The following is a 15,854-nucleotide window of genomic DNA, read 5'->3' on the forward strand; positions in this document are numbered from 1 at the left end:
CGAAGGGTTGATCGGCACGGCAGCGCCTTGCACACCACGCTGACCTGCCCCGACGGTCTTGTCAGGGCGCGATCTGCTCGGCATGGTCGTACAGCGCGCTCAGGATGTCGTGTGCGCGTTCGTCGTCCTCGCCGCACTCTTCCATCAACTGGTCGATGCGCTCGAAGAAGGCCGCGAGGGTGAGCCCGCCACCCTGCCCTTCGTGCAGGCGGGCGCTGCGAAGCTCGTGCCAGCGGGCCTGCTCTTCATCGCTCAGCGTGTCGGGGAAGTTGCGCGCGCGGTAGCGAAAGAAGATCTCCTCCAGGCGCTCGTCGGCAAAAGCCGGGTGCTTGTCGGCCAGGGCCTCGGGCGAGAGGCCGCGCAGGCGCTGCAGCAGGCGGCGGTCGTCGTTGCCCACGAAGCCACCGTACAGGTCTTCGTCCACGTCCACCGGGGCCGCACCGGCCGTGCGCTCGGGGCGCGAGAACACCTCGGCCCAGATGCCGTCCATGCGGCTGCCTTGGGCTGCGGCCAGCTCGGCGCGTTGCAAGGCCTGCTCGACGTCGATGCCCCACTTGGCACGCAACTCGGGCGTGAGGATCTTGAGGTTGCCCAGCACCACGGGCGACTTGTTGATGTGGATGCTCTTGAGCGGCAGGCGCGTGACGCCTTCGGGCAGGTCGGCCGCCTTGGTGAACATGCGCAGGCGGATGTCGGCCACGCTCAGGTCGAACAGCTCGGCGGGGTCGTGGGCCAGGTCCCACACCAGGATCTCGTTCTTGTTGCTGGGGTGCTGGGCCAGCGGCCACACCAGGGCCATGCAGCCGCGCTCGTGGCCGTACATGCCGGAGATGTGCACAAAAGGCTTCCAACCGGCACGGGGCTTGTCCAGGCCAGCTTCGGCGAGCACCGCGTCCTTCTTGCGCAGCTTCAGGCAGAAGTCCCACAGCTTGGGCTGGTGCTGCTTGATCAGGCGGGCCAGGGCCACGGTGGCCCGCACGTCGGACAGCGCATCGTGCGCGGCTTCGTGGGCCAGGCCGTTGGCGGCGGTCAGGTGCTCGAGCTTGAAGGAGGGGCGACCGTCTTCGTGCTTGGGCCAGGTGATGCCGTCGGGGCGCAGGGCCCAGGTGCAGCGCACCACGTCGAGCAGGTCCCAGCGGCCGCAGCCGTTCTGCCATTCGCGCCCATAGGGGTCGATCAGGTTGCGCCAGAACAGGTGGCGGGTGACCTCGTCGTCGAAACGGATGGTGTTGTAGCCCACGCCGACGGTGTTGGGGGCGGCCAGCTCGCGTTCGATGGCGTCGGCAAAGGTGTGCTCGGGCACGCCTTGGGCCAGGCACTGCTGCGGCAGGATGCCGGTGAGCAGGCAGGACTCCGGGTCGGGCAGGTAGTCGGGCGCGGGCTGGCAGAACAGCATCAGCGGCTCACCCACCTCGTTGAGGTCGGCATCGGTGCGCACACCGGCGAACTGAGAGGGACGGTCGCGGCGCGGCACGCGACCGAAGGTCTCGTAGTCGTGCCAGTAGAAGGTGAAGTCGCTCATGGCGCTCGGGGCCTGCAAAAGCCTGGGTGGCGTCGATTCAAACAAAACGGCCCGGCGGTTCACCCGCTGGGCCGTGTCGGGATGCGGTCATTGTCCCGCATCGGCATCGGGTGAAAGCGTCAGCGCTTGCGCACCACCACCGAGCCGACCGAGTAGCCCGCGCCGAACGAGCAGATCACGCCCAGGTCGCCCGACTTGAGGTCGGCGCGGTGGGCATGGAAAGCGATGATCGAGCCGGCCGACGAGGTGTTGGCGTATTCGTCCAGGATCAGCGGCGCGATCTCGGGCGTGACTTCCGCGCCGATGAGCTTCTTGACGATGAGCTGGTTCATCGACAGGTTGGCCTGGTGCAGCCAGAAGCGACGCACGTCGGTGGGCTGGATGCTCAGCGCGCTCAGCTGGGTTTCGATGTGCGCGGCGGCGATGGGCACCACCTCCTTGAACACCTTGCGGCCTTCCTGGCGGAAGGTCTTGTCGCGGGCGTTGGGGTCGCTGTCTTCGCTGCGGTTGAGGTAGCCGAAGTTGTTGCGGATGTTGTTGGAGAACTGCGTGGCCAGTTGCGAGCCCAGCACGTCCCACTGGTCGGCCGAGGTGGCCGTGTCGGCGCGCTCGACGACGGTGGCCGTGGCCACGTCACCGAAGATGAAGTGGCAGTCGCGGTCCTTCCACTCCTGGTGGCCAGAGGTGATTTCGGGGTTGATGACCAGCACGCACTTGGCCGAGCCCGAACGCACGGCGTTGACCGCCTGCTCCAGGCCGAAGGTGGCGGCCGAGCAAGCCACGTTCATGTCGAAGGCGTAGCCACCTGCACCCAGCGCGGCCTGGATTTCGATGGCGATGGCCGGGTAGGCGCGCTGCAGGTTGGAGCAGGCGCAGATCACACCGTCCACGTCGGCGCCGGTCTTGCCGGCGGCGGCCAGGGCCTTCTTGGCGGCTTCGACGCCGATTTCGGCCAGCATGGAGAGCTGGTCATCGCTGCGCTCCTGAAAGCGCGGGTGCATGCGGGACGGGTCCAGGATGCCGGACTTCTCCATCACGTAGCGCTGCTTGATGCCCGAGGCTTTCTCGATGAACTCGGCACTGGAGTGCACCAGAGGCTGCACGGTGCCCGCCTCGATGGCGGCAGCGTTCTCGGTGTTGAAGCGGTCAACGTAGGCGTTGAAAGCCTCGACCAGCTCGGCGTTGGTGATGGTGTGCGGCGGCTGGTACAGACCGGTTCCGCTGATGACAACTGCGCTCATGGGCTCTCTCTCGCACGTCTGGCTCGAAGGAAAACCGGAATTTTGCCACCTTTCCCCCTGCGGGGCACCTGCGGCAGTCCACAGCCCGCTCCGCGTGATCGGGGGCAAGCCCCCAATGCGGCGTTGCACAATCAGATCACAATCGAGCCGACACGGCGGGCGCAAGACCCGCCTGAGGCCCCAGCGCGCAAGCTCAGGGGCCCGCTCCACAAACCAGACGGAAAACGGGATGGCAGACCAACACAGCGACACCCCGCGCTCACTCGACCGCCTCAAGGCCAGACTGTTGCGAGCCGCAGGGGGCTGGTTGCTGATGTGCCTGGCCCTGGCCGCAGCCCTGACCTGGGCTCGGGTGCAGGACAACCGACAGGATGTCCTGGATCAAGGAAGCCAGCGTCTGCAGGCGTTTTCAGACAGCGTCGACACCCATTTCCGAGCGCTGGCGGCACTCGGTCAGGCGCTGGCCCAACAGCCATCGCTGGCCGACTTCCTGCTCACCCAGCCTGTGCCCACCACAGAAGCCCCAGCCCCCGAGCGACGCGCAGCGCTGCAGGCCCAACTCAAGGCCTCGCCTGCCGTGCGGGACATGAGCGAGCACCTGTTGAAGCTGGTGCAGGACTTCCAGATCAGGCAGGCCTACCTGCAAGACACCCAGGGCATTTCGGTGGCCGACAGCGCCCATGCAGACCCGGTGTCCACCCTGGGCGCGAGCTTCCGCACCCGCGAGTACTTCATCCAGGCCATGGAGCTGGGCGCGGGCTTTCAGTTCGTGATGGGCAGCGTCAGCCACAAGCCGGGCTTCAATTTTTCGGCACGCATCAGCCGCGATGGCCGCCCCCTTGGCGTGCTGATCCTCAAGACAGATCAGCCCTCCATGCAGCGCATGATGAACGACAACGGCGGCCGCCTGCTGGCCGTGGTCGATCGCAACGGCGTGATCGTGGCGGGCAACCGTGGAGACGACCTGATCCACCTGATGCCGGACGCCGCAGACCCCGCGGTGCGAGGCGTGGACGTCGATGGCGTCTACCGGGGCATGCCCGGCCGACTGGACTGGCAGAACGGACAGATCTCGGTCGGCGGGCAACAACTGCCCGTGTGGCTCATCGATGGCCAGCCCTACCTCGCACAAAGCGTCAACCTGCCTGACCACCCTTATCGCCTGTGGGTCATGTCACCCCTGCAGGGCGAGCAGCGCATCCTGGTCTTTGGCGCGGTGAACACGCTCATCGCCGCCATGCTGGGCTGGGGGGCGCTGTGGCTGTACTGGCGCCGAGCCGAACGCCATGCGGCGCTCGAGCGCGCCCGCAACGAAACCCTGGCCATGACCCGGGCGCTGCCGCTGGGGCTGTTCCGCTACCGCGTGGAGGCCAATGGGCAGGGGCAGTTCGTCCACATCGGCACCGGCGCCCGGCGGCTTTTCGGCGCGCTGGCCGACGACTGGGAGCAGGCACCGCAGAATGCCTGGCTGGCTTGTGGTCAAACCGACGGGCGGCCCCCCACGGAACCCCAGGAAATGCAGATCAAGCTGGACGGCCAGCCGCGCTGGTTGAGCGTCAACAGCGCCGTCGAACACACGCCAGATGGCGGAGCCACGTACGACGGCTACTGGCTGGATGTGAGCGCGAGGCGCCGCGCGGAACTGAGGTTCGAGCTCGCCTACCGCAATGCCCCCTTGGCCTATTTCTTCCTGCATGCCAGGCGGGGCATCGAGCGCTGCAACCCGGCGACTGTGAAGCTGTTTCACGCGCAAGCCGCGCAAGACCTGACCGGGCTCAAGCCCTGGGAGCCACCGCTCAGCGGCTCCGATGAGGGGGAACAAGAAGCCCTGGCCCAGCTTGCCCAGGGGCACATGCAGGCGTGCCGAGACAGCCAGGCCGCCGTGCGCTTTGAATGGGCGCATCGCCGCCTGGACGGAGCACGCTTCGATGCCGACGTCACCATGATGAGCTTGTGCGACGAAGACCCCGACCTGTTTTTCGTCATCGTCGAAGACATCACCCAGCGCAAGGCAACGCAAGCGGCCTTGAATGCGGCCACCGAAGACGCCCAGGCCGCAGCCAGCGCCAAATCGGCTTTCCTGGCCAACATGAGCCACGAGATCCGCACGCCCATGAACGCCGTCATCGGCATGACCCACCTGGCCCTGGCAGAGAACCCGCCGGAGCGGGTGCGCCACTACGTGAACAAGGCGCACCACGCCGCCACGGGCCTGCTGCAGATCCTCAACGACGTGCTGGACCTCTCCAAGATCGAGGCTGGCCACCTGGAGCTCGAGAGCATCGAGTTCAGCGTTCAGGACGTGCTCAACGAAGTGGCGGACGTGCTGGGCCTGGCTGCCGAGGGCAAGGGAATCGAGCTGCTGTTCACCGCCCCCCCTGACCTGCCCAGCCGGCTCATCGGCGACCCGACCCGTTTGCGTCAGGTGCTGCTCAACCTGGGCTCCAACGCCGTCAAGTTCACCGACAGCGGCAGCGTGACCCTGGGGCTGTCCGCCGAGCCCCTGGAGGGCGACAACCTGCGCCTGCACGGCTGGGTGAAAGACAGCGGCATTGGCCTGTCTCGAGAGCAGATGGACAGGCTGTTCCAGCCGTTCACGCAAGGCGACGCTTCCACGACGCGTCGCCACGGCGGCACAGGCCTGGGCCTGGCCATCACCCACCAGCTCATCGAACGCATGGGTGGGCGGATCTGGGTGGAAAGCCAGATCGGCGAAGGCTCGACCTTCCACTTCACCGCCCAGATGCGCGCCAGCGAACGCCCAAAGCCGATGGCCCCCACCCGGGAAAACTGGATGGGCCGGCGGGCGTTGATCGTCGACGACCACCCCGATGCCCGCGAGGTGTTGTCCAACATGGTCACCGCCATGGGCCTGCAAGCCGATGTGGCCGCCAGCGGCGAAGAGGCCCTGGCCCGGCTCGACGCCAGCCCGGTGCCGCACGACTGGCTGCTGGTGGACTGGAAGATGCCAGGCATGGACGGCCTCGCGCTGGCGCGGCGCATCCAGGCTCGCCCCCGCGAGGAGCACCCCTGCATCCTGCTGGTGACCGCCTTCGATCGACAGGCGGCACTCGAGGCGGCGAGGGACGTCGCCCTGGCTGGGGTGCTGACCAAGCCGGTCACCCCTTCGACGCTGTTCAACAGCCTGACCGAGGCACTGGGCGCAAGCCGCAGCGTCACCAGGCCCTTGCAGCAACGGGTCACCGAGAGCATCGCGATGCCCATGCCGCCAGACACGTCGGGGCTGGCGGGCAGGCATGTCTTGCTCGTGGAGGACCAGCCCTTGAACCAGGAGCTGGCCATGGAGCTGCTGGAGCGAGCAGGCGTGCGGGTTTCGCTGGCGCGTGATGGCCAGGACGCGCTCGACACCCTCGCCAACCTGGAAGCGCGAGGACAGCGCCCCGATGGCGTGCTGATGGACTGTCAGATGCCCCGCATGGACGGCTACAGTGCCACCCAGCACATCCGCCAGGATCCTCGCTGGCGCTCCCTGCCCATCATCGCGATGACCGCCAGCGCGCTGGCCACGGACCGCGAGCAGGCCTTGTCTGCGGGCATGAACGACCACGTGCCCAAGCCGCTGGACATCGAGCAGATGTTCAAGACCCTGCGGCGCTGGCTGGGCCCACCGCTGGCCTGATACCGCCCCTGCACACCGCGGTCAAAAGGGCACCGGGCTCACCCAATTCTGGGCGACGCCGGAGCGAGGGTGGTTGAGGCCCAGCTCCGCCGCATGCAGCATCAGTCGGGCGGCCCCCAGCTCAGGGCCGTAAAGCGGGTCGCCCACGATGGGGTGCCCCTTCGCCATCAGGTGCACGCGCAACTGGTGCGATCGCCCCGTCACCGGCTCCAGGCTGACGCGGGTGCTGCCGTGCACCGCATCGCGCTCGATGACGCGATATCGCGTGAGCGAGGGCTTGCCGCGCTCGAAGCACACCATCTGCCTGGGCCGACGCGGCCAATCGGTGATCAGCGGCAGGTCGATCTCACCTTGCTCGGTCTGCACCAGGCCATGCACCACCGCCTCGTAACGCTTGTGCACATCGCGCCCGGCAAAAGCGATGCTCAGCAGGCGCTGCACTTCGGGACCACGACCGAACACGAGCAAGCCCGATGTGGCCATGTCCAGCCGGTGCACGATCAGGGCATCGGCGAAACGAGCCTGCACCCGTGAGGCCATGCAGTCCGCCCGATCGGCGCCCCGGCCTGGCACCGACAACAAGCCGGCGGGTTTGACCACGACCACGATGTCGTCGTCCGCGTGAACCAGGTCCAGGCCCGTGTCGGCCGGCGGCAGGTAGTCGATCTCGTCGTCCGGGTTGGTGGTGGACATGGCTGGTGCGTCCGCTCAGGCCACGCGCTTGGGCTCTGCGGCGCCTGCCCGAGCGGCGTATCGGCGAGCCATCACCGCACACACGAACAGTTGCAGCTGGTGGTAGAGCATGATGGGCAGCACCAGCACACCCATGGCCGCGCTGCCGCCAAACAGCAGCTTGGCCATGGGCATGCCCGACGCCAGCGTCTTCTTGGAGCCGCAGAAAACCGCCACGATCTCGTCCTCGACAGAAAACCCCAGCGCACGCGCCACCCGGCGGGTGAACCACAGCATCGGGAACAGGAACAGGGCCGAGCCCACCACGGCCTCGGCCAGCAGGAGCGGCCCGTGGCGCGTCCACAGGCCATCGGCCACCGAGTCGCTGAACGCCGACCACACCAACAGCACGATCACGGCTTTGTCGAACACATTGGTGATGGGCTTGATGCGCGCGAACCACTGTGCTAGCCAAGGGCGCAGCAAGTGTCCCACCACGAATGGCAACAGCAGCATCTGTGCGACCTTGAGCATGGTGGCGCCCACGTCCAGGCCACCTCCGTCATGCCCCATGACCAGGCTCACCAGCAGCGGCGTGAGGAACACGCCCAACAAAGTCGACAAGGTGGCGTTGAGCACCGCCGCCGCCACGTGCCCGCGTGCCAGGGCCGTCATCGCCACCGAAGACGACACCGTGGACGGCAGCACCGCCAGGTAGAAAAAGCCCATCAGCAAGTCTTGCGAGACCCACGGCCCCAGCGTGAGCGCACCCAGCGCCCACCACAGGGGAAAGAGAACATAGGTGCAGGCCTGCACCAGCGCGTGCAGCTTCCAGCGGCTGGCGCCGGCCTTGAGGTTGTCAGTCGACAGACCCATGCCGTGCAGGAAGAACAGCAGGAACACGCCCACGTCGGTGACCCGTCCCATGTGCAGCGGGCCTTCGCTGCGGCCCCATTGCGGCACCAGCGACGCCAGCACCACCGCCGCCACCATGCCGAGCAGAAACCAATCGGCCCCGCCGCGCTGGCTCCGACGTGGATCGACTGCGGGTGCGAGGAACGGGGCAAAGGAGCGACGCATGGGTACAACCAGGGAAATCGGTCAGGCCTGAAGGCCCTCAAAGGTCAAAGCTTAAACCCAAGAGCCTGACACACGCAGGGCCATGGGCTGCTGCCAAAATGACCCAATCCTCCACCCCCACAGCAAAGGAGTTCCCATGGCCCGCACCGCGTCCGAAGCCGCGCACCCTTTCGCCGACACCCTCCAGACCTTCAAGACGGCCTCCGGCAAGTCGCTGAAGTTCCACTCGCTGCCCGCGCTGGCCCGACGCCACCCGGGCGTGAGCCGCCTGCCGGTGTCGCTGCGCATCGTGCTGGAGTCGGTGCTGCGCAACTGCGATGGCCAGAAGGTCACGCCCGCGCACGTGGCCGAGCTCGCGGGCTGGCAGCCCCAGGCCCCTCGGACCGAAGAAATCCCCTTCGTGGTCGCCCGCGTGGTGCTGCAGGACTTCACGGGTGTGCCCCTGCTGGCCGACCTGGCTGCCATGCGCAACGTGGCCGGACAGTTGGGCAAGGACCCCAAGCGCATCGAACCGCTGGTGCCCGTGGACCTGGTCGTCGACCACTCGGTGATGATCGACCATTTCGGCAGCAACAAGGCACTGGACCTCAACATGAAGCTCGAGTTCCAGCGCAACGCCGAGCGCTACGAGTTCATGAAATGGGGCATGCAGGCCTTCGACACCTTTGGCGTCGTGCCCCCGGGCTTCGGCATCGTCCACCAGGTCAACCTGGAGTACCTCGCGCGCGGCGTGCACAAGACACGCGATGGCGTGGCCTACCCCGACACCCTGGTCGGCACCGACAGCCACACCACCATGATCAACGGCATCGGTGTGGTGGGTTGGGGCGTGGGCGGCATCGAGGCCGAAGCCGGCATGCTGGGTCAGCCCGTCTACTTCCTGACGCCCGATGTGGTCGGCTTCGAGCTCACCGGCCGGCTGCGCGAAGGCGTCACCGCCACCGACCTGGTGCTCACGATCACCGAAGTGCTTCGCAAAGCCAAGGTGGTGGGCAAGTTCGTCGAGTTCTTCGGCGAGGGCACGGCGTCGCTGCCCCTGCCGGACCGAGCAACCATCGCCAACATGGCCCCCGAGTACGGTGCCACCATGGGCTTCTTTCCGGTCGATGACCGCACCATCGACTACTTCAAGGGCACGGGCCGCAGCAAGGCCGAGATCGAGGCCTTCGAAGGCTACTTCAAGGCACAGCAGCTCTATGGTGTGCCCAAGCGCGGCGAGATCGACTACAGCAGCGTCATCAGCCTGGACCTGGGCAGCGTGGTGCCCTCGCTGGCCGGCCCCAAGCGCCCGCAGGACCGCATCGAGATCACGCACCTGAGCCGCACCTTTGCAGAACTCTTCAGCAAGCCCGTGGCCGAGAACGGCTTCAACCAGCCGGCCGACAAGCTGGACAAGGCCTTCCCGGTTGACATCGCGGGCAAGGCCGTGAACGTCCACAACGGCGACGTGCTCATCGCGGCCATCACCTCCTGCACCAACACGTCCAACCCCGGCGTGCTGCTCGCGGCTGGCCTGCTGGCCAAGAAGGCGGTTGAAGCCGGCCTGAAGGTCGCCCCCCACATCAAGACCTCGCTGGCCCCCGGCTCGCGCATCGTCACCGAGTACCTGCAGAAGGCGGGCCTCTTGCCCTACCTCGAAAAGCTCGGCTTCAACGTGGCGGCCTACGGCTGCACCACCTGCATCGGCAACGCGGGCGACCTGGCCCCCGAGCTCAACCAGGTCATCACCGACAACGACCTGGTCTGCGCGGCCGTGCTCTCGGGCAACCGCAACTTCGAGGCGCGCATCCACCCCAACCTCAAGGCCAACTTCCTGGCCTCGCCGCCGCTGGTCGTGGCCTACGCCATCGCCGGCAACGTCACGGTCGACCTCATGACCCAGCCTGTGGGCTTGGGCAAAAAAGGCAAGCCGGTGTACCTGGGTGACATCTGGCCCAGCAGCGACGAGGTCCACCAGCTGATGAAGTTCGCGATGGATGGCAAGGCCTTCAAGGCCAACTACGAGAAGGTCAAGACCCAGCCGGGCAAGCTCTGGGAGAAAACCCAGGGCATCAAAGGCCAGGTCTACAACTGGCCGCAGAGCACCTACATCGCCAAACCACCGTTCTTCGATGGTTTCGAGGTGGCGCCCAAAGCGGTGTCCTCCAGCGTGCAGGGTGCGCGCATCATGGCGCTGTTTGGTGACTCGATCACCACCGACCACATCTCGCCGGCCGGCTCCATCAAGGAGGCATCGCCTGCAGGCCAGTACCTGCTGGCACATGGCGTCAAGAAGGGCGACTTCAACAGCTACGGCTCACGCCGGGGCAACCACGAGGTGATGATGCGCGGCACCTTCGCCAATGTGCGCATCAAGAACCTGATGCTGCCCGCCCTGCCCGACGGCAGCCGAGAGGAAGGCGGCCTGACGCTGGTGCAACCCGGCGGGCACAAGGCCTTCATCTACGACGCGGCCATGCAGTACATCGCCGCAGGCACGCCCACCGTGATCTTCGCCGGCGAGGAATACGGAACCGGCTCCAGCCGCGACTGGGCGGCCAAGGGCACGCAACTGCTGGGCATCAAAGCGGTGGTGGCGCGCAGCTTCGAGCGCATCCACCGCTCCAACCTGGTCGGCATGGGCGTGCTGCCGCTGCAGTTCAAGGGCGACGTCAGCTGGCAGTCGCTGGGGTTGACGGGCAGTGAGGTCATCGGCATCGACCTGGGCACCGAGCTCAAGCCCCAGGCAGACGCCACGCTCAGCATCCATCGCGCCGATGGCAGCGTGCAGAAGGTGACGGTGCTGCTGCGCATCGACACGCCGATCGAGGTCAGCTACTACCAACACGGCGGCATCCTGCCCTTCGTGCTGCGCCAACTGCTGGCAGCCTGACCCCATCCCCCCCTCCAACCGGCCGCGCGCCACCCGGCGCGCGGCCCAAGCAAAACGGAACACCGATGGCCGAGGCCTTCAAGAACCTGATCGGCCCGGCCACGGTGCAGGCCGTCTCCCACCACCTGCACCGCGTGCACCGGCGCTTTGACCAGGCCAGCTTCGAGTCGCAAGCCCTCACCGGCCTGCAAGCGCTCGAGTTCAAAGCCCGAGCGCAGCACCTGGCCCAAGCGCTCATGGCGCACTTGCCGGAAGACTTCGAGCGCTGCGCCGCGCTGCTCGAGGCCAGCCTCAAGCGCGTGCCTGCGCCTCGCTTCGAGCACGACCCGGACAAGGAACTTGGCAACCTCCAAACCGACGAGACCGGTGTGGCGGGCTGGGCGCTGTGGGCCTACGGCGAGGTCATCGCACAACGCGGGCTGCCGCACCCCGAGCGCGCCCTGCAAGCGCTGCACGCCATCACCCAACGCTTCACCGCCGAGTTCGCCATCCGCCCCATCATCCAGGCACACCCCGAGCTGGCCTTCGCCACCCTGCAGCGATGGTTGGATGACCCCAGTGCCCACGTGCGCAGACTGGTCAGCGAAGGCAGCCGCCCCCGCCTGCCGTGGGGCCTGCGCCTGCACGACCTCGTTCGCGACCCGTCGCCCACCCTGCCTTTGCTGCACCGCCTGCAGGACGACCCGGCCGAGTACGTGCGCCGCAGCGTGGCCAACCACCTCAACGACATCGGCAAGGACCACCCCGAGCTGCTCGTGCAATGGGTGCGAGAGCACCGCGACGACACCCACCCCACGCGCTCGCGCCTGCTGCGCCATGCCAGCCGTCACCTCATCAAGCAGGGGCACACCCCCATGCTGCACTGCTGGGACGTGGGCACCGAGTTCCATGGTGAGGTGAGCCTGTCTGTGCCACATCACACCGTGCACATCGGCGAGGTGCTGCCGCTGACGATCGCACTCACGGCCACAGGCCCCGCGCCGCAAACCCTGGAGGTGGATGTGCGCGTGCACCTGCGCAAGGCCGATGGCCAGTTGCGCCCCAAGGTGTTCAAAGGCAAGCGCCTGACGCTGGCCAAGGGTGAGCAGGCCAGCTGGACGCAGTCGCTGTCGTTCAAACCGGTGAGCACGCGCACGCTCTACCCCGGCACGCAGGGGCTGGACGTGTCGGTCAATGGCCAGGCTTTGGGGTGGATCGAGCTGACGCTGAAAGAGGCGCTCCCGGCGCGTTGAAGTCAGGTCGGCAGAGATTGACCCGCCGCTTGCACGCATGCGGGTCTCCACCGGATTGAAGCGCCTCGGGCTGATTGTTATTGTGCATAACATTCCAACTCGAGTCCTCCACCATGCGCCTCACCCACCAACGCCTGCTGGCCGCCGCTCGCTCTGCCGCCGCCACCCTCGCTCTGGCTTGCACCTTCACAGGTGCCACCCTGCTGGCCACCAGCGCCCAAGCCGCCACGGCCTCCACGGAAGCCGCCACGCGCCACCCCATCGTGCTGGTGCACGGCTTCATGGGCTTCAAAGAGATCTTCGGTGTCGACTACTTCTACGAGGTGCCTGCCCTGCTGCGCCGCAACGGTGCCAAGGTCTACGTGGCCGCCGTCTCCGAGGTCAACTCCAGCTCGGTGCGCGGCGAGCAACTGCTGCAGCAAATGAAGCAATGGGCCGCCAGGGACAGCATCCAGAAGTTCAACCTGATCGGCCACAGCCAGGGCGGCCCCACCGCGCGTTACGTGGCGGGCGTGGCCCCCGACATGGTGGCCAGCGTGACCACCATGTCCAGCCCGACGGTCGTGACCGCCCAGCAAGACGCCGAGAGCAACATCGCCAACGGCATCCGCTCTTACGGCTCATGGATCGAGTTCGCAGGCACCTTCGTGGCCTGGATCTCGGGCCAGCCGCAACTGCCGCAAGAGGCTTCGGCGCTGACGCTGAAAGAAGAGCTCGACGACTTCGCCATCCGCTTCCCGGCCGGCCTGCCCGCCACCTACTGCGGCGAAGGCGCTCCGGTGGTCAACGGCATCCGCTACTACTCGGCCAGCGGCATCGGCGTCAAAACCAACGCCTGGGACATCTCCGACCTGGCCATGCAGCAGCTCTCCGAGCCCTCTGACGGCGCGATCGTCTCGTGCGCCGCGCGCCTGGGCAAGGTCATCCGAGCCGACTACCCCTGGAACCACATCGACGAGATGAACCACATCTTCGGGCTGATCGGCAAGGGTGCCCCGAGCCCGGCGCAGTTCTACCTGACGCACGCCACCCGGCTCAAGCTCGCCGGGGTGTGAACCAACGCGAGCGCGGCTGACCTCGAACCGGCCATGCCCCCGGCAGCGCGCACCGTCGTGCGCGATCAGTTCGCCATCACAAGGCCGCCGCCACCGCTGCGGCCTTTTTCTCGTCAAAGCCCACGGCCAGCACCCGGCCAGCTTGCTCGATCACCGGGCGCTTGATGACGCTGGCCTGCTTGAGCATCAAGGCCTTGGCACTGGCTGCATCGCTCACGCCAGCCTTGGTGGCCTCGTCGAGCTGGCGCCAGGTCGTGCCTTGCTTGTTGACCAGCACCTCCCAGCCCACCTGCTTGATCCAGTCGTCCAGGCGGTCGGCGGGCACGCCCTGCTTCTTGTAGTCGTGGAAAACGAAAGGCGCGCCTTGCTCGTCGAGCCAGGTGCGCGCCTTCTTCACGGTGTTGCAGTTGGGGATGCCATAAACCAGCAGGGACATGTTCAGTGCTCCGGGAACGGGTGAGTGCCTTGAGCCCTGAACTGTGGCACAGCCTTGTGGGCCGCGCCACGCGCTGGGGATGGGATCCGATGGATTCGCTGTGTCGTGTTCAGACCTTCAGACCTTCAGACCTTCAGACCTGAAGCACGAACACCGGCGGCAGGCTGGCCTGCTCTGGCTCGGTGAACGGCCGCGAGCGGATCACGAATCGGAGTCGGCTGCTGCCCTCCAGGGAGAACATGCCGGCGCGGCCCAGTGCGACGTCAAGCGTCAGGTGGGTGTGCTGCCACACCTCGAACTGCGCAGCGCTCATGTAGAACGGGCAGCCCCCCACCTCGCCCAGCCGCACATCCGACGGACCGACCATGAACTCATCGCGCTCGAAACACATGGGCAAGCTGCCGTCGCAGCAGCCTCCGGACTGGTGGAACATCAGCTCGCCATGCTCGGCCCTGAGCCGCTCGATGAGGGCCAGCGCCTCGGGCGTGGCCGTCACGCGCTGGGCAGCCATCAGAAGAAGCCCAGGGCCTGAGCGTTGTAGCTCACCAGCAGGTTCTTGGTCTGCTGGTAGTGGTCGAGCATCATCTTGTGCGTCTCACGCCCGATGCCCGACTGCTTGTAGCCACCGAAGGCCGCGTGCGCGGGGTACAGGTGATAGCAGTTGGTCCACACGCGACCGGCCTGGATGCCCCGGCCCATGCGGTAGGCGCGCGAACCATCGCGACTCCACACACCGGCGCCCAGGCCGTACAGCGTGTCGTTGGCCAACTGCAGCGCCTCGGCCTCGTCCTTGAAGGTGGTCATCGACACCACGGGGCCGAAGATCTCTTCCTGGAAGATGCGCATCTTGTTGTGGCCGCGGAAGATGGTGGGCTGCACATAGAAGCCATCACCGATCTCGCCCTTGAGCTCAGCGCGGCCACCGCCCACCAGGCATTGCGCGCCTTCCTGCTTGCCGATGTCCATGTAGGACAGGATCTTCTCGACCTGCTCCATCGAGGCCTGCGCACCGATCATGGTCTCGGTGTCCAGCGGGTTGCCCTGCTTGATGGCCTGCACGCGCTTGACCACGCGCTCCATGAATTGGTCCGCGATGGACTCCTGCACCAGCGCGCGGCTGGGGCAGGTGCAGACCTCGCCCTGGTTGAGCGCGAACAGCGTGAAGCCTTCCAGGGCCTTGTCGAAGAACTCGTCGTCCTGCGCCATCACGTCGTCGAAGAAGATGTTGGGGCTCTTGCCACCCAGCTCCAGCGTGACAGGGATCAGGTTCTGGCTGGCGTACTGCATGATCAGCCGACCGGTGCTGGTCTCGCCCGTGAAGGCGATCTTGGCGATGCGCTTGCTCGATGCCAGCGGCTTGCCCGCTTCCAGCCCGAAGCCGTTGACGATGTTGAGCACCCCCGGCGGCAGGATGTCGGCGATCAGCTCGGCCAGCACCAGGATGCCCACGGGCGTCTGCTCGGCGGGCTTGAGCACCACGCAGTTGCCAGCGGCCAGCGCGGGCGCCAGCTTCCAGGCCGCCATCAGGATCGGGAAGTTCCACGGGATGATCTGGCCGACCACGCCCAGCGGCTCGCGGAAGTGGTAGGCCACGGTGTGGTCGTCGATTTCGGCCAGCGAGCCCTCCTGCGAACGCACGCAGGCCGCGAAGTAGCGGAAGTGATCGATCGCCAGCGGGATGTCGGCGGCCAGCGTCTCGCGCACCGGCTTGCCGTTGTCCCAGGTCTCGGCCACGGCCAGCATTTCCAGGTTGGCTTCGAGGCGGTCGGCGATCTTGTTGAGCACGGCCGCGCGCTGCGCCACCGGCGTCTTGGCCCATCCTGGCGCGGCAGCGTGGGCCGCATCCAGCGCCAGGTTGATGTCCTCTTCCGTCGATCGGGCCACCTGGCAGAACACGCGGCCTGTCACCGGCGTGACGTTGTCGAAATACTGCCCTTTGGTGGGCGCGACCCACTTGCCGTTGATGAAGTTGTCGTAGCGCGACTTGAAGGTGACGGGGGAGCCGGGGGTACCGGGGGCGGCGTAGAGCATGCGGGTCTCCTGGTGAGTGAGCGATGTGCTGGGCGGATGCTGAAAAGGTGCGGGTGGGCAGGCGGGAGATCGA

11 protein-coding genes are annotated in these 15,854 nt (G+C 66.8%); 4 read left to right on the plus strand and 7 right to left on the minus strand.

Translation table 11 applies throughout. The annotated features are described in order from the left end of the window. Positions 1–61 precede the first annotated feature (61 nt). Positions 62–1,522 (minus strand): exodeoxyribonuclease I, encoded by a 1,461-nt coding sequence (gene sbcB / locus ABG80_RS12110; protein ID WP_058087888.1) that lies wholly within the window; start codon positions 1,520–1,522, stop codon positions 62–64. A 119-nt stretch (positions 1,523–1,641) separates the two neighbouring features. Then, positions 1,642–2,763, minus strand: coding sequence for a beta-ketoacyl-ACP synthase III (locus tag ABG80_RS12115; RefSeq protein ID WP_058087889.1), 1,122 nt, complete (start codon positions 2,761–2,763; stop codon positions 1,642–1,644). Between the two features lie 229 nt (positions 2,764–2,992). Here ABG80_RS12115 and ABG80_RS12120 point away from each other — a divergent pair, with 229 nt between their 5' ends. Continuing rightward, positions 2,993–6,403, plus strand: a complete 3,411-nt coding sequence (locus ABG80_RS12120; protein WP_058087890.1) for a response regulator — start codon at positions 2,993–2,995, stop codon at positions 6,401–6,403. A gap of 21 nt (positions 6,404–6,424) precedes the next feature. Here the strand turns inward: ABG80_RS12120 and ABG80_RS12125 are convergent, their stop codons facing one another. Both ABG80_RS12125 and ABG80_RS12130 read right to left on the minus strand, forming a co-directional pair. Next, positions 6,425–7,096 (minus strand): RluA family pseudouridine synthase, encoded by a 672-nt coding sequence (locus tag ABG80_RS12125; protein ID WP_058087891.1) that lies wholly within the window; start codon positions 7,094–7,096, stop codon positions 6,425–6,427. 15 nt (positions 7,097–7,111) lie between these two features. After that, positions 7,112–8,155, minus strand: coding sequence for a bile acid:sodium symporter family protein (locus tag ABG80_RS12130; protein WP_058087892.1), 1,044 nt, complete (start codon positions 8,153–8,155; stop codon positions 7,112–7,114). 136 nt (positions 8,156–8,291) lie between these two features. Here ABG80_RS12130 and acnA point away from each other — a divergent pair, with 136 nt between their 5' ends. From acnA to ABG80_RS12145, 3 genes are all read left to right on the plus strand, one after another. Continuing rightward, positions 8,292–11,027, plus strand: coding sequence for an aconitate hydratase AcnA (gene acnA, locus ABG80_RS12135; protein ID WP_058087893.1), 2,736 nt, complete (start codon positions 8,292–8,294; stop codon positions 11,025–11,027). Between the two features lie 65 nt (positions 11,028–11,092). Further along, positions 11,093–12,259, plus strand: coding sequence for a DNA alkylation repair protein (locus ABG80_RS12140; protein WP_058087894.1), 1,167 nt, complete (start codon positions 11,093–11,095; stop codon positions 12,257–12,259). 113 nt (positions 12,260–12,372) lie between these two features. Then, the gene (locus ABG80_RS12145; protein ID WP_058087895.1) at positions 12,373–13,314 is read left to right on the plus strand and encodes an esterase/lipase family protein; all 942 of its coding nucleotides are present in this window, start codon (positions 12,373–12,375) and stop codon (positions 13,312–13,314) included. Positions 13,315–13,390: 76 nt separating this feature from the next. Here the strand turns inward: ABG80_RS12145 and ABG80_RS12150 are convergent, their stop codons facing one another. The 3 genes from ABG80_RS12150 to adh form a co-directional block, all read right to left on the minus strand. Beyond that, positions 13,391–13,750 (minus strand): ArsC family reductase, encoded by a 360-nt coding sequence (locus tag ABG80_RS12150; protein ID WP_058087896.1) that lies wholly within the window; start codon positions 13,748–13,750, stop codon positions 13,391–13,393. Between the two features lie 133 nt (positions 13,751–13,883). Then, on the minus strand, positions 13,884–14,261 hold the full coding sequence (locus ABG80_RS12155) for a DUF779 domain-containing protein (protein WP_058087897.1): 378 nt from the start codon (positions 14,259–14,261) through the stop codon (positions 13,884–13,886). Beyond that, complete coding sequence (adh, locus tag ABG80_RS12160; protein ID WP_058087898.1) at positions 14,261–15,781, minus strand: aldehyde dehydrogenase; 1,521 nt, start codon at positions 15,779–15,781, stop codon at positions 14,261–14,263. Before adh ends, ABG80_RS12155 begins: the two co-directional genes overlap by 1 nt. Positions 15,782–15,854 lie beyond the last annotated feature (73 nt).

The organism is Aquabacterium parvum, from assembly GCF_001447195.1.
Classification (GTDB): Bacteria; Pseudomonadota; Gammaproteobacteria; order Burkholderiales; family Burkholderiaceae_C; genus Aquabacterium; species Aquabacterium parvum.